Genomic DNA, 20,479 nt, shown 5'->3' with positions numbered 1-20,479 from the left:
GGCTCGCGATGACCACAGACCGGCCGAGCGATCACGACCCGATGGTCCTGCCGTTCGGGGTCTCGTGCGATGAGGACCCCGGCGCGGGTCGTCGGCTCGTCGTCGGCTTTGTTCTCTGCTGCGTGCTCGTAGGCATCTGCTGGGTAGTGCTGCCTCGCTTCGGTGTCTGGGTGCCCGCGTGGATTCCACTCGCGGGGTTTGTGCTGATCGTCATTGCAACCGTTGCCGCGAGCCGGCCTCGTGACGATTCGGACGACAACGACGGAGGCGGCGGGTGCGACGACGGCCGCCCGATCTGCTGCGCGGGACCTAGACCGCTCAAGATGTTCAAGGAGTGATGATTCTCACTCGCATGAGTCACCTCGCGGCCTCGCTCAAGTCCCCTTCTTGAACCACCCCGCGATACCGCCGGAGGGGCTCTGGGCCTTGGTCGCCGGACCCTCACCCATGAGCCATGAGCGAAGCGCGGAGGCCATCTCGCCCGCTTGCTGGAACCGCTCCTCGGGATTGCGCTTCATGGCCTGGAGGCAGATGCGGTCGAGTTCCTGAGGCACGGCCCAGATCACCTGCGATGGAGGAAGCGGGTCGAGCGTCACGATGTCACGCATGACCGCTTCGCGGGCACCGTCGTATGCCGGCCTGTATGTGAGCAACTCGTACATCGTTGCGCCCAGAGCCCAGACATCGATCCGGCCGTCCATGCCGGAAAGATCCGATCCGGAAGCCCAGTCGGCGATCCGCTCCGGCGAGAGGTACCGGGGCGTGCCCGCCCTGGCCGTGTTGCCGCCCACGGTCGGATCGTCGCGTCGGAGCGCGAGCCCGAAGTCCGTGATCGTCATACGCCCATCGCGAGCGAGCAGCAGGTTTGATGGCTTGATGTCACGATGGACGATGCCCTCGCGATGGGCACGATCAAGCCCATCCGCAACGCCGGCCATCCACCACGCGACCAGTCGGTGCCACGGCAGCTTCCCCTGAAGGATCGACCTGGCCTCGGGCGAGAGCTGGTCGCTGGTCAGGCCGAGCGCTCGCACCACGCCGTCGGCCTCGGCATCGTGCACGAGTCGCCCCGCGACCCGCTGGACCAGTTCGTGGGCATCCTCACCCTTGACGAGCTGCATCGCGTAGTACGCGCCGCGCCCGAATTCCTGATAGTCCAGAACCTGCACGATGTTCGGGTGCTGGAGCCGCGCCGCTGCACGCGCCTCGCGAGACAGGAGCGTCTTCGCCTCCGGGTGGAGCGTCTTGAAGACCTTGATCGCGACCTCGACCTCAAGCCGGTGGTGGTACGCACGGTACACCGTGCCCATGCCGCCCGAGCCGATCTTCTCAAGGACTTTGAAGCCCTCGATCTCCGGCAACTTGTTTGGATCGTGTGCTACGGGCTCCTGGACCTGTGGCGTGTGCGAAGGGGAGGGCGCGATCGGATCCGTGACATCGCGTTCCCGATGGCCTTGGCGGGAGACCTGCACGGTCGGAACCCGCCGCTCCGATGGGAGAATCTCCTCGGAGACTCCACGCACGTAGGAAGGCGCGCCGGGAGCAGGCCCCGATGGCGACTGCGACGGCTGAACGCGGATCTCCGACGTCGGACGCTCGTCCGGGTTGTCGAAACCCGGAACCGGTACAAGGCCGATCCCGCCCCGGGCGTTCACTCGCTGCGCGATCTTCAACGCTCGCTCGATCCGCACCTGGGGCGGCTTGCCCGGCAGGTTCAGCGAGAAATACACGTCAGGGTACTTCGAGTCGCTCGAGCCGAGCTCATCACCCACGAGAATCACGCACTTCAGAAAGCTCAGCACGTGATCCTCGGCCGTGAAGCCGAGCGTGTTCGCGTTGCTGCGCCCACGCTCGACAACCGCCCGCAGGTGCTCGTCGGTATAGGGCTGCGTCTGCTGGCTCAGTTCTGCTCGAAGCTGGCTCATCCCGCGCGACACGAGTGGATTCTGAGGTGGCTCGGCCGGTGCGGCCGGTGACATCGAGCGTGGGGGTTGCGAGAGCGGCGCGAGCCGCGGCCCGTTTGAGGGCGGACGGGTCGCGGGACGAAGCGTAGCCTGACGGGGGCGCGATGAATCCGACCCTGGCGAGGAGACCTGCGGTGCGGATTCCGAGACTCGCGCATCGGTCGCGGGAGATGGCTCGTCCGGCACTGGCGCGACCGGGAGATCGGGCTCACTCGCCACGGGCTCTGGCGGTGGGGGTGAGACAGGTGGTGGGGGAGCGGGTGACTCGGACTTGGCTTGTGTCGCACTCGGTCCCTGATGGTCAGGGGACATTGCAACCGGCTCGGTTCGCTTCGGCAGCACCGGCTGAGGCGAGATGATCTCTGGAGGTGGCGTGGACTTCCCGCTCGGCGGTGCGGGGGCAGGCCTCGCAGGCACCGAAGAAATCGGACGAGTGCGAGGGATCTCGATGCGTGGGATTGCAGGGCGCGGCGTGTCCGCTCTCGATATCGATGACTTCGGCACCGGCCCGCCCGGAATCGGAATCTTGGAACCGGGCCGACTTCCCATTCCGGATGCGGGCTTCGACTGGGATGCTGAAGGTGGAGGAGCGGGCGGGGCGGTCGCCGCTTTGGGAGGCGTGGGCGTCGACGCTGGTGCTGGCTCTAGGGATTCCTTGGCTCGGGTATCGGGACTGGTCGCCGGGATCGACTCGGGCTTTGCCTCACTCGTCTTTGTCGGCTGGGCCGCATTCGACGCGGCGGCAGGCGGCGAGCTGTAGGGATTCGCGACCGACTCGGCCACAACCTCGATGAGCAGATCCGCGAACTCGATCCAGTCGCCTTCGCCGATCATCTCTACGCCCGAGGTCGGACGTCCATTCAACTTTGTGGAGCTTGCAGAGGAAGCATCCTCTACACACAGCGTTTCCGGGTCGAGAAGTCGGAACACGCACTGCTTGGGTTCAACGCCGGGGTTCTGGAGTCGCAGTTCCACGCCCGGGTCTGACCCGAGAGCGAGCGTGGCCTCAGGACCCGAAAATCGCAAGGTGAGCCGATCGGCCTTGCCGGTGGAGTCAGAGAGTTGGAGGGTGAAGATCTTCGGCACGGACTCATTCCCCGGGTCGCCAATTATCAACCTGAATATATCTGTTCTGAGGGCGACGGGCCTGTGGAATCGTTTGGAGTTAGACTGGGATCGGCAGAATCCACGGGTGAACACACCAGGGAGTAGACAGAATGTCCGGTATGCGCGGCGGTATGGGGTTCGATATGGGATTCAGGTCCTCCGGGGGAGGCGACCACCGTCCCGATGACAGGGAGAGGCCGCTGAGGGTTCTCCTCCTCGGGGACTTTGGATCGGGGAAGCAGTCCGCGGTCGCAATTCAACCGGCAGAGATCGACCAGGCCATCTCGCGTCTGGGAATCGAGCTGGAGTTCGAGTGGGAGGGGGAGCGGCGAAATCTGCGCGTGCGATCCATCGATGATTTCCATCCCGACTCCATCACGGAGCAACTGCCCTGGATGAGCCGGCTCATCGGGCTTCGGAAGCGAATCAAGGATCCCGCGAACACGGTTGAGGCCATCGCCGAAGCCAAGGGGCTCGGGCTGCTCGCGAGCGAAGCACCCTCGGATGAGCCGCCAGCACCACAGCAGCCGGATCAAGCCCAAACTGATACCGGAGGCAACGACCTCGCGGCCTTGCTCGGCAAGTCCACCAATGCTGGATCAAAGCCAGCCGCGCCTCAGGGCGTCGATATCCAGTCGTTTATCCAGAAGATTGTGGGCAGCGGCCCGGGCGGCAGTGCCGGCGCGGGGGCAGAAGCGGCCGATGCCATCCGATCCATCGATCGTCGTCTCACAACGATGATGAAAGCCGTGCTGCGCAGCCCGCGATTCGCTCGGGTGGAATCTGCATGGAGAGCCCTCCACAACGTGCTGAGCAACGCGTGGAGCGAGGATGAAGTCGGGTACGAAGTGCTCTCCGCAGATGCATCGCGTCTCGAGCAACTGCTGAGCACCGATCTTTCCGTGATTCAGTCGACGCTCGCAGGGGATGACGCGGAATCGGCCGGACCCGTCGATGTGATCCTGCTTGTCGAGCCCTTGCGTGCCTCCGAATCAGATCTGAACACCGTTCATGCCCTCTCACGTCTCGCCGCCACGGTCAACGCGACGCTGCTTCTGAGCGTGGACGCTGCGTTTGTAGGATGCCCCGGATTCGCGATCGAAACCGACCCGGCAAGATGGAGCAGCCCGAAGCAGCAACCCTGGTGGGAGTCATGGAATCGACTCAAGACCTCGCCGGAATCTTCGCGGCTCGCTGCGGCGATGCCCCGATGGCTCGCGAGGAGACCATACGGCCTTTGGTCTGATCCGATCGACCGATTCACGTTCGAGGAACTCGACGCACACGAACGCGGGAACGCCGCGGGACATGCCGAGATGTGCTGGGCCGGGGGTGCGTGGCTCCTCCTCCGGCTCATTGTCGAGGGGTGGATCGAGAATGGTGATGCGATGCAACTCGGCTCTCCCTGCGTGGTCGGCGACCTTCCGCACACTTCGTGGAAAGACGCCGCTGGAAGCCACGCGCTGCCCTGTGCGGAGTGCTTCCTCGCCGAACGAGCTCTGGAAGCGATCTCCGATGGAGGGCTCGTGCCGATCGCTTCAATGAAGGGGCGAGACGCCGTCGTGCTCGGTCCGATCCAGAATCTTGCCGGCGGCGATCTCCGGGGCCGATGGGGCTGAACGAGAGATTCCGGGGGGGATGATTGCCGTTCGGGGGGGAAACCGGCTATCTTTCTCCCCCGAGCGTGCCGAAATGGATGCTCGGGACCTCTGGTTTGTCTTGGGCGTGTGCCGGAGTGGTCAAACGGGGCGGATTGTAAATCCGCTGGCTTATGCCTACGGGGGTTCGAATCCCTCCGCGCCCACTTCACCGTTGAAGCCCCGGGAATCATCCCGGGGCTTCTTTGGTTATCGGGCCACACGCCGCGTCAGGGTCGGACCATGCCGCCCCGCTCGACCCGGCGGACCGGGAACATCCTGAGTTGAGATGGATGGGGCCTCCACGATGTCCGATCACCCCGATTGCGCCCGATGTTCGGGCTGAGGGGTTCTCGGACATGCCCAAGAAACTGGTACTTGCCGACACCACATTCATGCGTCTCGCCAGCCGCGGGCTCTCCGTGGGCGAACGCGACGTCGCCGGCGTCGGACTCGCCATGCTCGGCGTGGTCGCCGGTGTGACGGTCGCAGCGGCAGCCATCGCCACGATGGAGATCGACCGCCTCGATCGCGTCCGCGCGATCGACAGGGTCGACGCTGCGGGCCAGACGCTCGCGAGTGCCGCGGAAGAACTGATCGAGCAAGGCCGGCTCAGCGCGTTGCGACGGCTGGTCGCTGAGAGCGTCTCAAGCGGTCGGCTCGGATCCTGCCAACTCCTGATCGGCGACGGTCAGGTCGTCGCGTCGAGCGACCCCGGTGAGATCACGGTCGTGGAGCTTCCGGATTCATGGCCTTCGGAGAGCGTTGCCAGCATGGCGGACTCGCGGTCGTTCCCCGTGATCGTGCCCGGTCGTGGCGCGCTCACACTCGTCGCCACCTCGCCGCGCGGGAACGCCGAGGGCTTTCTCTTCAGCAACGCATCGTGGATCGAGGCCGCTTCGGGTATCGGACTCGCGGGAGCCGCGGGTGCCGCGGTTCTGTGGACGCTCTACCGGGGCATCCGGCGCAGGGTCTCGAGACAAGGCGTGATCTGCGATGCCGTGCTCGCGCTCGGGCGTGGCGAGACCAGCACTGAGGCCGTGCGTCTCTCTTCTGCGTTTGGAGAGGTGGCAGAGGCATGGGGGAGAGTGCTCGACCAGCGTGCCGAGTGGGAAGTGCGTAAAGACGCGGAGGCGGTTGTTGCCACAACCAGCACTCGCAGAGGAGGAGGCGCCACCGCGGAGGTCTCTTCGGGCGCACTCGACGCCATGTGGCAGGGCATTGTTCTTGTTGGTGAGGATATGAACGCGACCTACGCGAACGGCGCGGCCGGCTTGCTCCTCGAAGCACCCCGGGAGCAGGTGGTCGGAAGCTCGATCGAGGGACGCTTCGCAAGCCCAGAGATCGACGACGCCATTCGAGCGGCCATCACCGGGAGCGCACGTCGTCGCGCCTCATTCGAGGTGCGGAAGTCCGAGGGACGCACAATCCTCCGCGTCTCTGTCAGGCCAATCCGTCGTGAAGATGGCGCAGCAGCGCTCGTCATGATCGAGGATGTCACGCAGCAGCGCGCTGCAGAGGATGCCCGACACTCGTTCGTCGCCCAAGCGGCACACGAGCTGCGGACGCCGCTCACGAACATCCGGCTCTATGTGGAGCAGGCGATCGACGCATCCGAAGAGGATCGCGAGGTGAGGTCGGAGGCATTGAACGTCATCAACAACGAATCGCAGCGACTCGAACGACTGGTCCAGGACATGCTCAGCGTGGCGGAGATCGAGTCCGGCTCGATGTCCATACAGACCGGTGATGTCCGACTCTCACAACTCCTCGACGATGTCTCTCGCGACTATGTCGCCCAGGCGAAGGACAAGCACATTGCCTTGAAATTCGAGCTGCCGCCCAAGCTCCCGGTCATCAAGGGAGATCGCGACAAGCTCTCGCTTGCGATCCACAACATTGTTGCCAACGCCCTCAAGTACACGCCTGAGGGGGGCTCGGTCGCGGTCAAGGTGGCGTGGGAGCAGGATGAGGTTCGCATCGCTGTCGAGGACACCGGCATCGGCATCAAGCAGGAGGAGCAGGGCCTGATCTTCGACAAGTTCTACCGAGCCAAGGACACTCGCATCGCGAACATCACGGGCACCGGCCTCGGGCTCACGCTCGCTCGCGACGTCGTAAGACTGCACGGGGGCGACATCGGGCTCAAGTCAGAGGACAACAAGGGCAGCACGTTCACCATCACGCTCCCGGCCAGAGCGGCGGCATGATCGGAGGAGCACACGTATGAAGATCGATGAACAAGCCCACGGCGCAGTCACGGTCATCAGGCCGCGTGGACCGATCGCGCAGCAGGATGCCGGAGTGTTCGCCGCCGCGGTGCGCGGCGCATCACAGCGCACACTCGGGCGCCTCATCATCGACGCATCAGACGTGCCGTTCCTTGACTCCAAAGGGCTCGAAGCCATCCTGGATCTCGCCGAGGAGCTCGCTGACATGGGCCAGTCGCTGCGAGTGTGCGGCGTCTGCGAGACGGTTCGTGAGGCGTTGGATCTGACCGAGATCCTCGATTCCCTCGAACAGTTCGAGGATGTGTCGAGCGCAGTCAGGAGCTTCCTGTGAGCGAAGGCGGCTCCAAGCCAAGAGTCGGCGAACTCCTCGTCGCGGACGGCGCGATCACGGAGAGCCAGCTCACCCGCGCCCTTACCGAGCAACGCAGCAGCGGCCAGATGCTCGGGGAGATGCTCGTCACACAGGGCGTGATCTCTCAGCAGACACTCGTCAGGGCGCTCTCAAAGTGCCTCGGCACTCGGTGCGTGACCCTTCGCCACGGCCTGATCGACCCCACATTGTTGTCGCTCGTCGGTGAGGAAGAGGCCGAACGCCTCCACGCGATTCCCATGTTCAAGGTTCGCGACACACTGACGGTCGCGATGGCCGAGCCGCAGAGTCTGCCGACGATCGACCGTCTGCGGCAACTGACCAAGTGCCGCAAGATCCGGCCCGTTCTGGCCCTTGAAGCGAACATTCGCGAGTATGTCAAGAAATACGCGGGCGGCAACGTCGATGTCGATGCGTTCCTGACGTCGCTCGCCGAGCAGGATGTTGAGGTTGTCGAGCGAGAGACCGTAGACGAAGGACCAGCGACCGATCTCGACAAGCTCGTCGCCGGGAGCCCGATCGTCAACCTTGTGAACGTGGCGTTGCTCACCGCCGTCAAGGATCGCGGGAGCGACATCCACATCGAGCCCGACAAGCGGGGCACCCGCATCCGCTACCGCAAGGATGGCATGCTCAGAGACCTGATGAAGCCGCCTCAGGGCATGCACGCTGCCATCGTCTCTCGAGTCAAGGTCATTGGTCGTATGGATATCGCTGAGAAGCGCCTGCCCCAGGAGGGGCGCGTGCGGATCGTTGCTGAGGGACGCGAGATCGATCTCCGCGTCTCGAGCATGCCGACGCTTCTCGGCGAGAAGATCGTCATCCGTATCCTCGACAAGCAGAATCTGAAGGTGAAACTCGAAGAGCTCGGGTTCGATCCCGACGCCATGAAGCGGTTCAAGGGCGTGCTGAAACAGCCCCACGGGCTCGTGCTCGTCACCGGCCCGACGGGATCGGGCAAGACCACGACGCTCTACTCGGCACTCGACCTGCTGCGTTCGCCCGAAGTCAACATCCTCACGGTTGAGGATCCCGTCGAGTATCAGCTCGACGGCGTCAACCAGATCCAGGTGCAGGACCAGATCGGCCTCGGCTTCGCGAGAGCGTTGCGGAGCATCCTCCGGCAGGATCCCGACATCATCATGGTCGGCGAGATCAGAGACGAAGAGACCGCGCGGGTCGCGGTCCAGGCCGCGCTCACCGGGCACGGTGTGCTCGCGACGCTCCACACCAACGACGCCGTCGGCGCGGTCGCCCGCCTGCTCGACATGCATGTTGAGCCGTACCTGCTCTCCAGCGCGCTGAACGGCGTCGTCGCCCAGCGCCTCGCACGCACGATCTGTGCCGCGTGCCGCACGAAGTACTACCCGACGCCGGAGGTCCTCGCGGATGCGGGCCTTGCATCGATGGTCGGTCGCCCCTTCCAGAAGGGTGGAGGTTGCCCCCAGTGCCACGACAGCGGCTTCCAGGGGCGCCTCGGCGTGTACGAGGTTGTCGAGATCACCGAGCAGATGCGTCGCCTTGTCCATAATCGTGCCAGCAGCCAGATGCTCAGAGAGCAGGCGGCACGCGACGGCGCGATGTCGCTGAGGCAGTCCGGCGTCCAACTCGCTCTTGCGGGCAAGACGAGTCTTGAAGAGGTCCTCCGAGTCACGCGTACCGACGATGCGGACTCAGAAACGCCTCTTTCTGCTGCTGGCGCGCCGAAGAAGGAGGCCGCATGAAGCTCCGCTACGAGGGCTTTGACTCCTCCGGCAAGCCGGTACAGGGCTCGATCGACGCTCCCGACGCGAGGGACGCAGGCGAACGCCTGCGCCGCCAGGGCATCTTCGTTACATCCGTCAGCGTCGAGCAGGCCAAGTCGGCGTCTCACTCCGCGACCGGCCACCGCACGCGCGGCAAGGCGCCGAAGCGTCTTCAGAACGTCTCCATGTTCACACGTCAGCTCTCGATGCTCTGCTCCGCGGGCACACCGATCACCCAGGCGCTCGGGGCCCTTGAGCGTCAGACAAAGGATGCCTCATGGCGAGAGGCGATCGGCGCGGTGCGGGGCAGGGTCGAAGAGGGGGCGTCGCTCGCGCAGGCCATGGAATCACGCCCGGCACACTTCGACAATGTGACACGCAGTCTGATCGGAGCGGGAGAAGCGGGCGGGCAGTTGCCGGCCATGCTCCAGCGTCTTGCCGCTCTCTCCAGGCAGCAACTGCACGTCCGCCACACCGTGCTCGGAGCCCTCACATACCCGAGCGTGCTCCTCGTGATCGCGGTCAACGTCATCGTGCTCATGCTCATCTTCGTCCTCCCCCGTTTCGCCGAGATGTTCGAGTCGCTCGACGCCCCGCTCCCGCCGACAACCGCGATGCTCATGGCCGCGAGTGAGTTCATCCGGTCGCAGTGGCCCTGGGTCGTGGGCGGCATCGTCGCCGCCATCGGTGGCAGCATCGCGTTCCTGAAATCAAGTGCCGGCAAGACCGCCATCGATACCGCGATCATCCGTGCGCCCCGTGTCGGTGTGATCACGCGCAACGTGCTCACAGCACGCATGATCCGGCTCATGGGCGTTCTGGTTGAGGCAAGGATCCCACTCGTTGAAGCGATCGATCTCTGCCGCGCCGCAGCCGGCAATATCCACTTCGAGAACCTCCTGATGCGGGCCAGCGACGCCGTCACAAAGGGGGAGTCGATGAGCGAGTCTCTCGCCGAGGGCGACCTGCTGCCGCCGAACGTGTGCGAAGCGGTCCGCAATGGCGAGGCCTCGGGACAGATCGGCACCGTCATGCTCGGAATGGCCGACTTCATGGATGAGGACAACGAGGTCACGCTCCGGGCACTCTCCAGCATCATCGAACCGGTCATCCTCGTTGTTCTTGGCGCGGTTGTCGGTTTCGTCGCCCTCTCCATGTTTCTGCCGCTCTTCGACCTCACCGCGATGACCCAGCCGGGAGGCCCGAAATGACACGATCACAGCCATCCATCGGAATCGATATCGGCTCAAAGGCGTCAAAGTGCGTGGCCATTGATCCGCACGACGGAACCATCATCGCCCGAGTGATCGTGCCGCGCATCACGACGGCGGACTCGCTCGGTCGAGACGAGATCGTGCGTATGACCTCTATTCTGAGGCGCAGGAACGTATGGACTGGCCGCGTCGTGCTCGGGGCCCCACCGGCGATCGCGACATCCTCGACACTCGAGCTCCCTCCACGATCTTCTGGTGCGCCCATAGACCGTCTCGTCGCGGTCGAACTCGCCCGGCTCATGCGCTGCGAGATCGCATCGATCGAGGCGGTCTCGTGGGAGATCCCGGTCGGAGGCAAGGCGACCCATAACTGCGCAATGATGGCCGTTGCCTGCCAGAAAGAGAAAGCCGTCGCTATCGCGGACTGGTTCGACGACTGCGGCTTCCCCATCGAAGCCATCGAACCCGCCTGCATCGCCATCACACGCATCGCAAGCCGCGAACAAGCCGCCCCGGCCTTTGTCACCGTCGATCTGGGCGCCACCAGCGGCCGGGTCTGCGTCGTCTCAGGCGGCATCGTCATGCTCGAACGCGAACTCGGCGAACTCGGCATGGCCGATCGTCTCGGATGCGCCGCTGCTCCCCTCGGGATCACTCCTGAGTCGCTCTGGTCACAGGTGCGAGCATGCGACAGCGAGCCCAGGCCATCCACCAGAACCGCCGGTGAGCAAGCCAGACAGTTTGTTTCACGCCTCGCATACGACGTCGTCGAGGCCGTGAAAGAATCCATCAGTTATGTCCGAATGAAGGGCGGCACTGCAAAGCCGCAGTCGATCGTGCTCGTCGGCTGGGGCAGCGACACAGCGGGGCTCGCTCCAGAGATCCAGGCCGAGATCGAGCTGCCCGTCACAGTCGCCGGGTCGAGCGTTGGAAGCGGCGCGATGGCTCTGGCTTACGGGCTGTCGCTCCGCGCTACCGAGGAGACTACGTCGTGACGATCAGAGTCAATCTTCTTCCGACGTCGGTGCTCGCGGCACGCAGCCGCCGCAATGCCGCCTGCGGCTGGGGCGTACTCTGTGTTGTCGCGTTGATCTCCTCCGGCGCATGGGCCATCAAGTGCCGCTCGCAGGTCGGCGACGGCGGGCGCGAACTCACGCGGCTGCTCGGAGAACGAAGCCGGAGCGTTGAGTCCTTCAAGCTGCAGATCTCGAAGTCCGCGTTCGCTATGACAAGTGTCCAGCGCGAACTCGCCGTGTCAGAACGAATCCGCTCGAACCCGGAGTGGAGCCGGCTCATCTCGCTCCTCGGGCGATACGTCGGCGACGGGGCGGTTGTCGAGTCCTGTCGCCTCACCGAAGCCGCGATGCCTGCTGCATCCCGTACCACCACCCCTCCGGCGAGCACTCCCGGCGCACAACCCGCGAAGAATGACCAGCCGGCACACCCCGGTTACATCCTCAGTCTCTCCGGCGCAGCGAAGGATCAGGATCGGGTCTCCGCGATCGTGCTCGCCATGGAAGAGTCGGGGCTCTTCACACAGACAACGCTCGTTCACATGCGCCGTCGCTCGCTCCTTCGCGGCGAGGCCATTGGCTTTGAGATCCGTGCCGAACTCGCCTCGGTCGTGGAGGTGGCGCCATGAGATCTGCAACACTCCTCGCTTCGATCAGGCGCGCCGCCATTGTGCATGCAGCGGGCCTGGCCGCGCTCGCCTCGATCATCGCCGCCGGCTACTTCCTCGGCGTGAAACCCGTCGAGGGGATCCGCGAACGCCAGTCGATGCTCCGTGTTGCGCTCCGTGCACGATCGGAAGACGAGGCCGAGATCCGGCGGAAAGCACGCGATGCCGAGGCCGCTCTACGCCAGGCCGAGGAATCCCTGCGACTGAGCGGCGTCTCTCTCCAGCCCACGTCTCATCTCAACACCAAGATCCGCGACATCGCCGCCCTCGCCGCAGAGCACAACATCGAGGTCGATGCGCTCAACGCGCAGCCGCCCATCAGCGACCCCCAATTTCTCCGCGTGCCAGTGCGTCTTGCGGGGCGAGCCGCGGCACAGAATGTTTCCGAGTTCATGCGATCGATCAACGATCGCTTCTCGGACGTCGCGGTGCGATCATTCGATCTTCGCGCCGATCTCACCACCGGAGGTGGGTGGTCGACCGTACAACTGGAGATCGATTGGTACGCCGCAAAGTCGGAACGCGACAAAGAAAATCCAGCCAAATGACTTGCACGCCTCGCTGCTGTTTCGCCAAATTGGGGCATGAAGCTCACGCGGGAACGGAAAGTCTATCTCATGCTGCTCGTGCTCGGTGGAGGGGTCCTCGGCATGGACCAGCTCATCGGCGGCCCGAGCGCGGCAAGCGCGTCGCACTCGCCTGCAGACGCCCAGCAGGCACCCGCCGCGGCACTCGCCGGCTCAACCGCCCAGCCGTTGCGTGTTCCCCTGCACCAGCGTTTGCTCCAACTCGATCAGGATTCCGGTGCATCGCTCGGTGTGCAGATCTTCGATATCGATCCGATTTGGCGGGCCGAGCTCGCGCCGCAGGAAGTCGCCCGCACTGATTCAAGCCCAGCCAGCGTGATCGCGCCCCAGGTCATCCTGCCGAAGGTCTCAATGGTCGTTCAGGACGCGAAGGGCGGCTTTGCGATGATGGACGGCAAGCCCGTTCGTGTCGGTGAGGCGACGACGAGCGGTGCCGTCCTCGTGAGCGTCGAGAGCGGATCAGTCACGGTAGAGGTCTCTGGCACGCTGCACACTATCGTCGTTGCCCGATAACACAACTCGTCCGGAACTTACCCGCCCGCACGGCCACAGTACTGAAGTCTGTCCCGGATCGCTCCGATACTCCAACTGCCCGAGGAGGAAGGGCATACAAACGGAGACACACCCATGTTGGCGATGAATCAGGCCCGTCGTGCATTCAGTCTCATCGAGCTCGTGATCGTAGTTGTCATCCTCGGGATCATCGGGGCAATCGCGATTCCTCGCATGAGCCGCGGTGCCGAGGGCGCTGCCGACTCATCGCTCGTCGCGGACCTTGCGGTCCTCCGCAACGCGATTGATCTCTACCACGCCGAGCACGGGGGCATCTATCCGCCCGCCGCCAGCATCGAGAACGCGCTCACGCAGTACTCAAACGTTGCCGGCGACAGCTTCGGCGCCAAGTCGGCTGAGCGGATCTACGGCCCCTATCTCCGCAAGGTCCCGACCCTCAAGGTCGGCAGCAAGAAGGGCAACACCGCGATCACCGCGACCGATGGCGACGCGACCGGCGCGTGGGTATATAACGAGACCACCGGCCATATCCACGCCAACCTGGTCGTCGGCGAGGTCGATGCACGGGGCGTCGCGTACCGCGACTATTGATCCGACACGACCTACGACGGGCCGACCGAACATGCCCGACACACGCACCACCACAGCCCGGCCTTGTTGTCCGAACCCCTCGCTCCGCGATGGGAAAGAGACAACAGGGCCGGGTTCTTGTATCCGGCGATGCTTCTCTCTCTTCGAACTGCTCATCGTGCTGGCGATCATCGGCACCGCGTCCGCTCTCGCCGTGCCCCGCATGATGACGTCGGAATCGATCTGGCGACTCCAGGGAGCATCCCAGCGAGTCGCGGCCGATCTCGCAGAGGCCCGAGCCCACGCGATTGCATCCAGCGCGAGCGTTAAGGTGATCTACACTCGAAATGGGTACATCATCAGAGACGCTGCCAACCAGATCGTTCGAGAAGTCCGGCTCACACAGAGGCCTTACGACGTGGAGGTCTCGCTCGTATCCTTCGCCGCGGGCGAGGTTTCATTCAACGGACACGGTGTCGGCTCGGCCGATGGGGTGGTCACACTCGCCACAGACGGGCTGCTCTGCCGCATTGCCCTCAACGCGATCTCGGGCTCGGTCAAGATCGGTGACATCGAGACGGAGTCCGAGATCCGCATGGGCGGCGGGGGGGGGGGGCGATGATCCGTACTCATCGAGACGTCAGAATCAGCCGCGCCTTCACGCTCATCGAGGTCGCGCTTGCGACCACGATCATCGCGATCGTCGGCGCGACCGTCTCTTCAGTGATCATGGTCGCTGCGAGATCGTCTCCCCGAAGCGACAGCGGGTCGGCGACATCGGTCGCGATCGCAGATCTCATGGCTCAGATGGCCCTGGACATCAGCCACGCACGCGAGATCCTCGCTCTCGATGACGACTTCATCTCCGTCGTCAGCACCGATCTCGATGGCGATACGGTTGCGGACGAGATCGCCTACGCGTTCGACGAGAATGATGGAGGAAGTCTTCTCCGGCTTGCGGCAGGCACGCTCTCCGTCGCCTACAGCGGCATTCTCGACGCGGAGTTCGATGAGATTGCGAGCCAGATCAGCGACAATGGGCAATCGATCGAGATTGTCAGATCGATCACGTTCACCATGCGAACATCCGACGGCGTGCACCACCGGCGCACGTTCCGATGCCTTGCACTTCCCGTCGCACCGTAACAGGAGGCCCCGCTCATGCCCACTCGCAGGGGCTTCAGTCTGGTGGAAGCCATGCTCGCGCTGGTCCTCGCGTCAGGCGCGTTGCTCGCGGCACTCAGCGTCGTCGGCGCTGCGGCACGCGCGGAAGCCCACGCCACAACTCGGGCGACCGGAGACGCTCTCGTCGCCGAGGTCATGGCCGATGTTCTCGCAACCAACTTCGAGCAGCCGGGCCTCATCGGCTCGTTCGGTCGCAATGCCTCTGAGAGCTCCGTCACCTCCAGATCCGGCTTCAACGATGTCGATGACTTCCACAACTGGACTGAGACCCCGCCACTCGACTACGACGGGTCCGTTCGCGATGATCTCGTCGGATGGCAGGTCGGCATACGAGTCGAGCGCGTGAGTCTCGCGAACCCCAACGGCGTCGTCGTCTCATACGACTCGCGGGTGAAACGAGTCACCGTCACTGCTTCCTACAAAGGCAAGGTCGTCGCCAGCCAGACGGCTATCCGAACCGGCGCGTGGGACGATGCAAGAACCGGTATCTTCACAGCCGCCGCACCCGTCGGCGTCACAAGCGACGGCGTGCTTGTCGATATCGTGGACTCCACCGGCAACGCGATCACGGGCTTGACCGGTGTCGTGGGCGGCACGGTAAGTGCCCTCGGCGGACTCCTGGGGGGATGAGCATGGACTCATACAACCAACGCCGCGCCACCGCGTACCTGCTCGTGCTCGTCGCCGTGCTCGTGACGGTATCGATCGGCGTGACGGGCACGATGGTCCACAAGGTCCGGCGCGACCGCCTCTCGCGAGCGTGGGAGATCGAACGCGCCCACCAGATCGCGCAGGCGGGGCTGGAACTCTCCGTCGCGTATCTCCAGTCCGATCAATCGTGGAGAACACTCCGTGGCCTCGGCGTCTGGATGAATGACGCTCCGCTGCTGGATGGAACTGTCACCGTCACCGCGAGCGACCCCGACGGCAGCGCGACCGATGACCCCGAAGACGACATCACCTTGATCAGCGAGGCCCGGTTCGGCAAGGCGAGGCAGGTCATCACCGCCACGTTCACGCCGGTACCCGTGGCGATGGACTCACTCAACTACAGCGCCTCGGCCGGAGACGCGATCGGCTTCAATGGAACGCTCAACGCGACCGAGGCCGTCGCCGCGAACGGCGCGTCAACCGCGCTGTTCGCAAATGTCTACGCCCGTGTGTACGCCGGGTCGACGATCTCTGGATCGACGTACAGACGCGCGATCTATCCGACCTCCGGCACGCGACAGCACCCCGACCCCGCCACAGTCTTCGACTGGTACGCTGCAAATGGAACCACGATCAGTTTCGCTTCACTCCCCTCCGGAATCCTCGAACGGGTGGTTCTCGCGCCGAACCACAATCCGTTCGGCGCGACCAATCCTCTCGGGATCTACGTGATCGACTGCGCCGGAGCCAACATACGCATCCGGAACTGCCGAATCGAGGGCACACTCGTGCTCCTGAACTCGGGCACGTCGTCAAAGGTAGATCAGTCTGTGAACTGGAAGCCAGCCGAAGGCCGCATGCCTGCACTCCTGGTCAAGGGGCGAATCGCGATCGAGCTCACGACGACCGCACTCTCCGAGGTCACCCACAACACCAACTTCAATCCCAGCACCGCGCCATACAACGGACAGTCCGACAACGACAGGGTGGACACATATCCCTCGCAACTGCACGGTCTCGTCTACGCCTCGGACGACATCGCGGCACGTGAGAACTCAGCCGTCACCGGGCCGCTGATCGCGGCCGACGATATCGCCTTCGCCGGAACCGTCAACATCACGTTCGATGGGAGTTACGCCACCCTGCCGGCTCGTGGCTTCATAAGCCGCTACAACATGCGGCTGAAAGCCGATACGCTCGCCCGCGTTGTCGGCGACTAATGATCTCAATGGGCCCGGAGGGGGTCGAACCCTCACGCCCCGTAAGGGGCGGGGGATTTTAAGTCCCCTGCGTCTGCCGATTCCGCCACGGGCCCCGCGTGTTTGCGAGTGCTTATCTCTCGCGCGATGGATGCTCGCGTGTAGTCGCCTTGCCACGCGCACTATCGAGACGCCTCCGCATCGCTTCGGCCCATGCATCGATGGCATCCATCGCATCCTCGAATTCGGCGAATGTATCCAACTCGAACTGATCGCCCTTCCGCGGCTCAATGAGCGCCGCAATCTGCGTCCCGCGATCATCCAGAATCTCGCTCTCGATGGTCGCGCCACCCAGACCAGCGCCGGTGATCTTGCTCGCCGGATGCAGATTCAGGAGCGTCGCCGGCTTCTTCACCTCGGTGATCGCGACACGCAGCCGCCCAACCCCTTCACCCGGGCCATCCGCGATTCGATACTCCGACGCGAACGACTTCGCAAGAGCCACTCTGACGTGATCAGTGAGCTCCTGCGCACTCTTCTCGGAGATCGGGGAGCCATCCGGCGTCGTGCTGACCATCAGCCGCACCTCTTCGATGTACAACGAATCGAGAGTGGCAAGGGCCTCCGCATCGATCCGCGCAAACTCCGCATCGCTCACACGAACCAGATCGTCGTAGTTCGAAAGGAAGCCGGACTGTGTCTTTCCCGGCCTGTTCGCGCAGCCGCACACCAGAGATCCAGCCATCACAAGCACCGCAGCCAGACACAACAATCGCATCACGCGTCCTTCCTTCTCGTGCGGCCGGATCGCCGCGTCTCCGATGCACCCTTCCGAGCGGCTTTCGCCCTCCGCGCCTTCGCAACCAGCGGAGTAGCCGTCTCCGCCCGACCCTCGGCACACGTGCCGCACAGGCCGAACAACGTCAACTCATGCCCCTCAAGGACGAACCCGCGCGGCACATGCGCATCGATGTTCCCCGGGCACCCATGAACCTCAAACACCTTATGGCACGCCTTGCACAAGAAATGGTGATGGTGGTCTTTGCCCGCGATCTCGAACCGTGGGGACTTCCCGGGAATCTCGACACAGGCGATCGCCCCCGACGCGACCAGCGAGTCGATCGTGCGATAGACCGTGGCCAGACCCAGTCCCGGAACCTCTGTCCTCGCGAGAGTCAGCACCTCCGCCGCGCTGAGCGGGCGCCCCGATCTCTCGAGTGTCCGCAGTATCGCACCTCTCTGCCGTGTCGAACGCATCGCCAATGATAAGCGAAACCGGCACGCCGCGCAGGGAACTCGCCACCCGCACCGGCAAATGGCCCCGCTCGGATTCGAACCGAGGACCAAGCGATTATGAGTCGCCTGCTCTTACCGCTGAGCTACAGGGCCGAACGTCCGGTCCGGGCCTTCGCCCGGACCGGCCCGGTATTCTACTTCAACAGCAGCATCTCGCGATAGGTCGGGAGGGGCCAGAGATCCGCGCTTGTGCGTCTCTCCAGCTCGTCCGCAAGATCCCGAACCGCGTTCATGACCGGACGAACCTTGGTCTTGATGAAGTGGGCGTGCTTGACGGGATCGTCGTGGTGCTCCTCTGAAAGCAGCGACTCGAGAGAGATCGTCTGCGTCCGGAATCGACCGATGAGATCCGCGTAGATCTCGAGCATCTCACGCACACTCGTCGCCGGCACATCCGCGGCCTCGGTCGCCGTCACAGACTCGGCGAACTCGGTCTGCTGGCGGATCGCCGTCGGCAGCACCTGCGTCCGCGCGATCTGCGCGAGCGTCTCCGCCTCGATCGTCACCTGCTTCACAAACTTCTCGAGGAAGATGTGATAGCGGCTCTCCAGCTCGACCTTGCTCAGAATGCCGAACCGCTTCATCACGTCCACGGCCTTCTTCGACCGCATCGCGGGCAACGCCTCGACGGTGTCCTTGAGGTTCGGTAGACCGCGCTTCGCCGCCTCATCGTGCCATGCCTTCGAGTAGCCGTCCCCGTTGAAGATCACCCGCTTGTGCTGCCGAACCATCTTCTGGAGCAGCGTGCGGACGGCCTGCTGCAACCGGGCCTCGGTCGGGCGAGAGCCGACCGCCCGCTCCAGCTCAGAGGCCACATAGTCCAGCGACTCGGCAACAATCGCGTTCAACACCGTGATCGGCCACGCGATCGACGCCGAAGAACCGACCGCCCGGAACTCGAACTTGTTCCCCGTGAAGGCGAACGGCGATGTCCGGTTCCTGTCGCCGGAATGGCGGGGAATCTGCGGGAGCGTGTTCGCGCCCAGATCCAGTGTCCCGCCCTTGATCGTCTTCTTCGCCTTGCCGGACTCGACCTGCTCGATGATGTCCATCAGCATGTCCCCGAGGAAGATCGAGATAATCGCCGGCGGGGCCTCGTTCGCACCCAGTCGATGGTCGTTGTTCGCCGAAGCGATCGACGCTCGGAGCATGTCCGCGTGCATGTCAACCGCTCGGATCATGGCGCAAAGGAAGACGAGGAACTGCATGTTCGTGTGCGTGTCGTCGCGAGGATCGAGGAGATTCACCCCCGTATCCGTGGCCAGCGACCAGTTCACGTGCTTGCCCGAACCGTTCACGCCCGCGAACGGCTTCTCGTGCATCACGCACTGAAGGCCGTGGCGTGTCGCCACACGGCGCAGCGTCTCCATCACCAACATCTGGTGATCGCAGGCGATGTTCGCCGTTTCAAAGTGGCACGCGACCTCGAACTGGCCGGGCGCAACCTCGTTGTGCCTCGTCTTGACCGGCACCCCGACGCGCACAAGCTCGCGCTCGACCTCGGTCATGAACGACAGCGCGCGAACCGGGATCGACCCGAAATAGTGGTCCTCAAGCTGCTGCCCCTTCGGAGGCCTCGCGCCGACCAGTGTCCGATCGCACGAGAGCAGATCGGGCCGCTTGAAATACAGCTCGCGATCGATGAGGAAGTACTCCTGCTCCGCGCCGATCGTGGGGGTCACGCTCGTGACGCCGGTGTCAGTGCCGAAGATCTTGAGGATCCGCATCGCCTGCGCCGCAACCGCCTGCATCGAACGCAGCAGTGGGGTCTTCTTGTCGAGCGCCTCCCCGTTCCACGAAACAAACGCCGTCGGGATCACCAGCGTCACCGTCCCCGCGCTCCGCACCAGGAACACCGGGCTCGTGCAGTCCCACGCGGTGTAGCCACGCGCCTCGAACGTCGTGCGCAGCCCCCCCGAGGGGAAGCTCGACGCGTCCGGCTCGCCTTGCACCAGCATCGAGCCGGTGAACTCGCTGATCGCGCCGCCCCGCCCATCAGGCGAAAGGAACGCGTCGTGCTTCTCCGCCGTCTGGCCAGTCAGCGGCTGGAACCAGTGCGTGTAGTGCGTCGCCCCGCTCTCGATCGCCCAGTCACGCATCGCCGCAGCCACCACGTCCGCGAGACGCGCATCCAGCGGCTCGCCATGCGTGATCGTCCTCTGGATCCGCTTGAACACATCCTTCGGCAGCCGCTGCTGCATCACGCGATCAGTAAACACGTCGCTCGCATACAGCGATTCCACGGATCGCGCCGAGTGCTCCGCGCCCGCGTGCCCGTTCGATGAATGACCAGCCCGTCCGTGCGTCAAGACTCCGTGATCCATTCGATATCTCCTGCCCGCAGGGCACGACGCAGGATCCCGGTGATCAGCGAGCGCCACCGGCGGCCCGCACCGCCGACAGCGTCCGATCCAGCCCGGCAATCGCGGCACTCGCCCCGTGCGGGAACGCCGGATGGTATCCCGTCGAGCACGCACAAACGCACACGACGAACTCAAAACGATGCATATGTATGTGCATGCAAAGGAT

The 20,479-nt window shown here is 64.3% G+C and carries 20 protein-coding genes and 3 tRNA genes; 17 read left to right on the top strand and 6 right to left on the bottom strand.

Annotated elements, in window-relative coordinates; translation table 11 throughout:
• Positions 1-8: 8 nt before the first annotated feature.
• Entirely contained in the window at positions 9-338 is a 330-nt protein-coding gene (locus KF838_05205; GenBank protein QYK49249.1) for a hypothetical protein, read from the top strand.
• Between the two features lie 36 nt (positions 339-374).
• Here KF838_05205 and KF838_05200 read toward each other — a convergent pair whose 3' ends face one another.
• On the bottom strand, positions 375-1,925 hold the full coding sequence (locus tag KF838_05200) for a serine/threonine protein kinase (GenBank protein QYK49248.1): 1,551 nt from the start codon (positions 1,923-1,925) through the stop codon (positions 375-377).
• A 394-nt stretch (positions 1,926-2,319) separates the two neighbouring features.
• Here KF838_05200 and KF838_05195 point away from each other — a divergent pair, with 394 nt between their 5' ends.
• The 16 genes from KF838_05195 (at position 2,320) to KF838_05120 (ending at position 16,675) form a co-directional block, all read left to right on the top strand.
• Complete coding sequence (locus KF838_05195) at positions 2,320-2,724, top strand: hypothetical protein (GenBank protein QYK49247.1); 405 nt, start codon at positions 2,320-2,322, stop codon at positions 2,722-2,724.
• Positions 2,725-3,181: 457 nt separating this feature from the next.
• Positions 3,182-4,690, top strand: a complete 1,509-nt coding sequence (locus KF838_05190; protein ID QYK49246.1) for a type VI secretion system contractile sheath large subunit — start codon at positions 3,182-3,184, stop codon at positions 4,688-4,690.
• 102 nt (positions 4,691-4,792) lie between these two features.
• Positions 4,793-4,875 (top strand) — tRNA-Tyr (locus KF838_05185).
• Positions 4,876-5,067: 192 nt separating this feature from the next.
• Positions 5,068-6,918: a PAS domain-containing protein gene (locus tag KF838_05180; GenBank protein QYK49245.1), complete on the top strand. Its 1,851-nt coding sequence runs from the start codon at positions 5,068-5,070 to the stop codon at positions 6,916-6,918.
• Positions 6,919-6,934: 16 nt separating this feature from the next.
• On the top strand, positions 6,935-7,270 hold the full coding sequence (locus tag KF838_05175; protein QYK49244.1) for an STAS domain-containing protein: 336 nt from the start codon (positions 6,935-6,937) through the stop codon (positions 7,268-7,270).
• Positions 7,267-9,033 (top strand): Flp pilus assembly complex ATPase component TadA, encoded by a 1,767-nt coding sequence (tadA, locus tag KF838_05170; GenBank protein ID QYK49243.1) that lies wholly within the window; start codon positions 7,267-7,269, stop codon positions 9,031-9,033. The genes KF838_05175 and tadA overlap by 4 nt, the downstream gene beginning before the upstream one ends.
• A complete protein-coding gene (locus tag KF838_05165; protein ID QYK49242.1) occupies positions 9,030-10,265 on the top strand; it encodes a type II secretion system F family protein in 1,236 nt (411 codons plus the stop codon). The genes tadA and KF838_05165 overlap by 4 nt, the downstream gene beginning before the upstream one ends.
• Positions 10,262-11,263, top strand: a complete 1,002-nt coding sequence (locus KF838_05160; protein QYK49241.1) for a hypothetical protein — start codon at positions 10,262-10,264, stop codon at positions 11,261-11,263. Before KF838_05165 ends, KF838_05160 begins: the two co-directional genes overlap by 4 nt.
• A complete protein-coding gene (locus tag KF838_05155; GenBank protein QYK49240.1) occupies positions 11,260-11,910 on the top strand; it encodes a PilN domain-containing protein in 651 nt (216 codons plus the stop codon). The genes KF838_05160 and KF838_05155 overlap by 4 nt, the downstream gene beginning before the upstream one ends.
• Positions 11,907-12,497: a hypothetical protein gene (locus KF838_05150; protein QYK49239.1), complete on the top strand. Its 591-nt coding sequence runs from the start codon at positions 11,907-11,909 to the stop codon at positions 12,495-12,497. Before KF838_05155 ends, KF838_05150 begins: the two co-directional genes overlap by 4 nt.
• A 36-nt stretch (positions 12,498-12,533) precedes the next feature.
• Positions 12,534-13,049: a hypothetical protein gene (locus KF838_05145; protein QYK49238.1), complete on the top strand. Its 516-nt coding sequence runs from the start codon at positions 12,534-12,536 to the stop codon at positions 13,047-13,049.
• Between the two features lie 114 nt (positions 13,050-13,163).
• Positions 13,164-13,640, top strand: coding sequence for a prepilin-type N-terminal cleavage/methylation domain-containing protein (locus KF838_05140; protein QYK49237.1), 477 nt, complete (start codon positions 13,164-13,166; stop codon positions 13,638-13,640).
• Between the two features lie 31 nt (positions 13,641-13,671).
• Positions 13,672-14,241: a GspH/FimT family pseudopilin gene (locus KF838_05135; protein ID QYK49236.1), complete on the top strand. Its 570-nt coding sequence runs from the start codon at positions 13,672-13,674 to the stop codon at positions 14,239-14,241.
• Positions 14,238-14,765, top strand: a complete 528-nt coding sequence (locus tag KF838_05130; protein ID QYK49235.1) for a hypothetical protein — start codon at positions 14,238-14,240, stop codon at positions 14,763-14,765. Before KF838_05135 ends, KF838_05130 begins: the two co-directional genes overlap by 4 nt.
• A 15-nt stretch (positions 14,766-14,780) precedes the next feature.
• Positions 14,781-15,434 carry a hypothetical protein gene (locus KF838_05125; GenBank protein ID QYK49234.1) on the top strand — a complete coding sequence of 218 codons (654 nt, stop codon included), beginning with the start codon at positions 14,781-14,783 and terminating at the stop codon, positions 15,432-15,434.
• A 2-nt stretch (positions 15,435-15,436) separates the two neighbouring features.
• Positions 15,437-16,675 carry a hypothetical protein gene (locus KF838_05120; protein QYK49233.1) on the top strand — a complete coding sequence of 413 codons (1,239 nt, stop codon included), beginning with the start codon at positions 15,437-15,439 and terminating at the stop codon, positions 16,673-16,675.
• A gap of 9 nt (positions 16,676-16,684) precedes the next feature.
• Here KF838_05120 and KF838_05115 read toward each other — a convergent pair.
• From KF838_05115 to KF838_05095, 5 genes are all read right to left on the bottom strand, one after another.
• A tRNA-Leu gene (locus KF838_05115) sits at positions 16,685-16,770 on the bottom strand.
• Positions 16,771-16,787: 17 nt separating this feature from the next.
• Positions 16,788-17,435, bottom strand: a complete 648-nt coding sequence (locus KF838_05110; GenBank protein ID QYK49232.1) for a DUF3313 domain-containing protein — start codon at positions 17,433-17,435, stop codon at positions 16,788-16,790.
• Positions 17,432-17,911 (bottom strand): transcriptional repressor, encoded by a 480-nt coding sequence (locus KF838_05105; protein ID QYK49231.1) that lies wholly within the window; start codon positions 17,909-17,911, stop codon positions 17,432-17,434. Before KF838_05105 ends, KF838_05110 begins: the two co-directional genes overlap by 4 nt.
• 59 nt (positions 17,912-17,970) lie before the next feature.
• Positions 17,971-18,043: transfer RNA gene (locus KF838_05100), tRNA-Ile, on the bottom strand.
• Between the two features lie 41 nt (positions 18,044-18,084).
• A complete protein-coding gene (locus tag KF838_05095; GenBank protein ID QYK49230.1) occupies positions 18,085-20,274 on the bottom strand; it encodes a glutamine synthetase III in 2,190 nt (729 codons plus the stop codon).
• Between the last annotated feature and the right edge of the window lie 205 nt (positions 20,275-20,479).

The sequence above is a fragment of the Phycisphaeraceae bacterium genome (genome assembly GCA_019454185.1).
Taxonomy (GTDB): Bacteria; Planctomycetota; Phycisphaerae; order Phycisphaerales; family UBA1924; genus JAHBWV01.
Note: the sequence above shows the minus strand (reverse complement) of the source record. Positions and strands in the feature narration are given on the sequence as shown.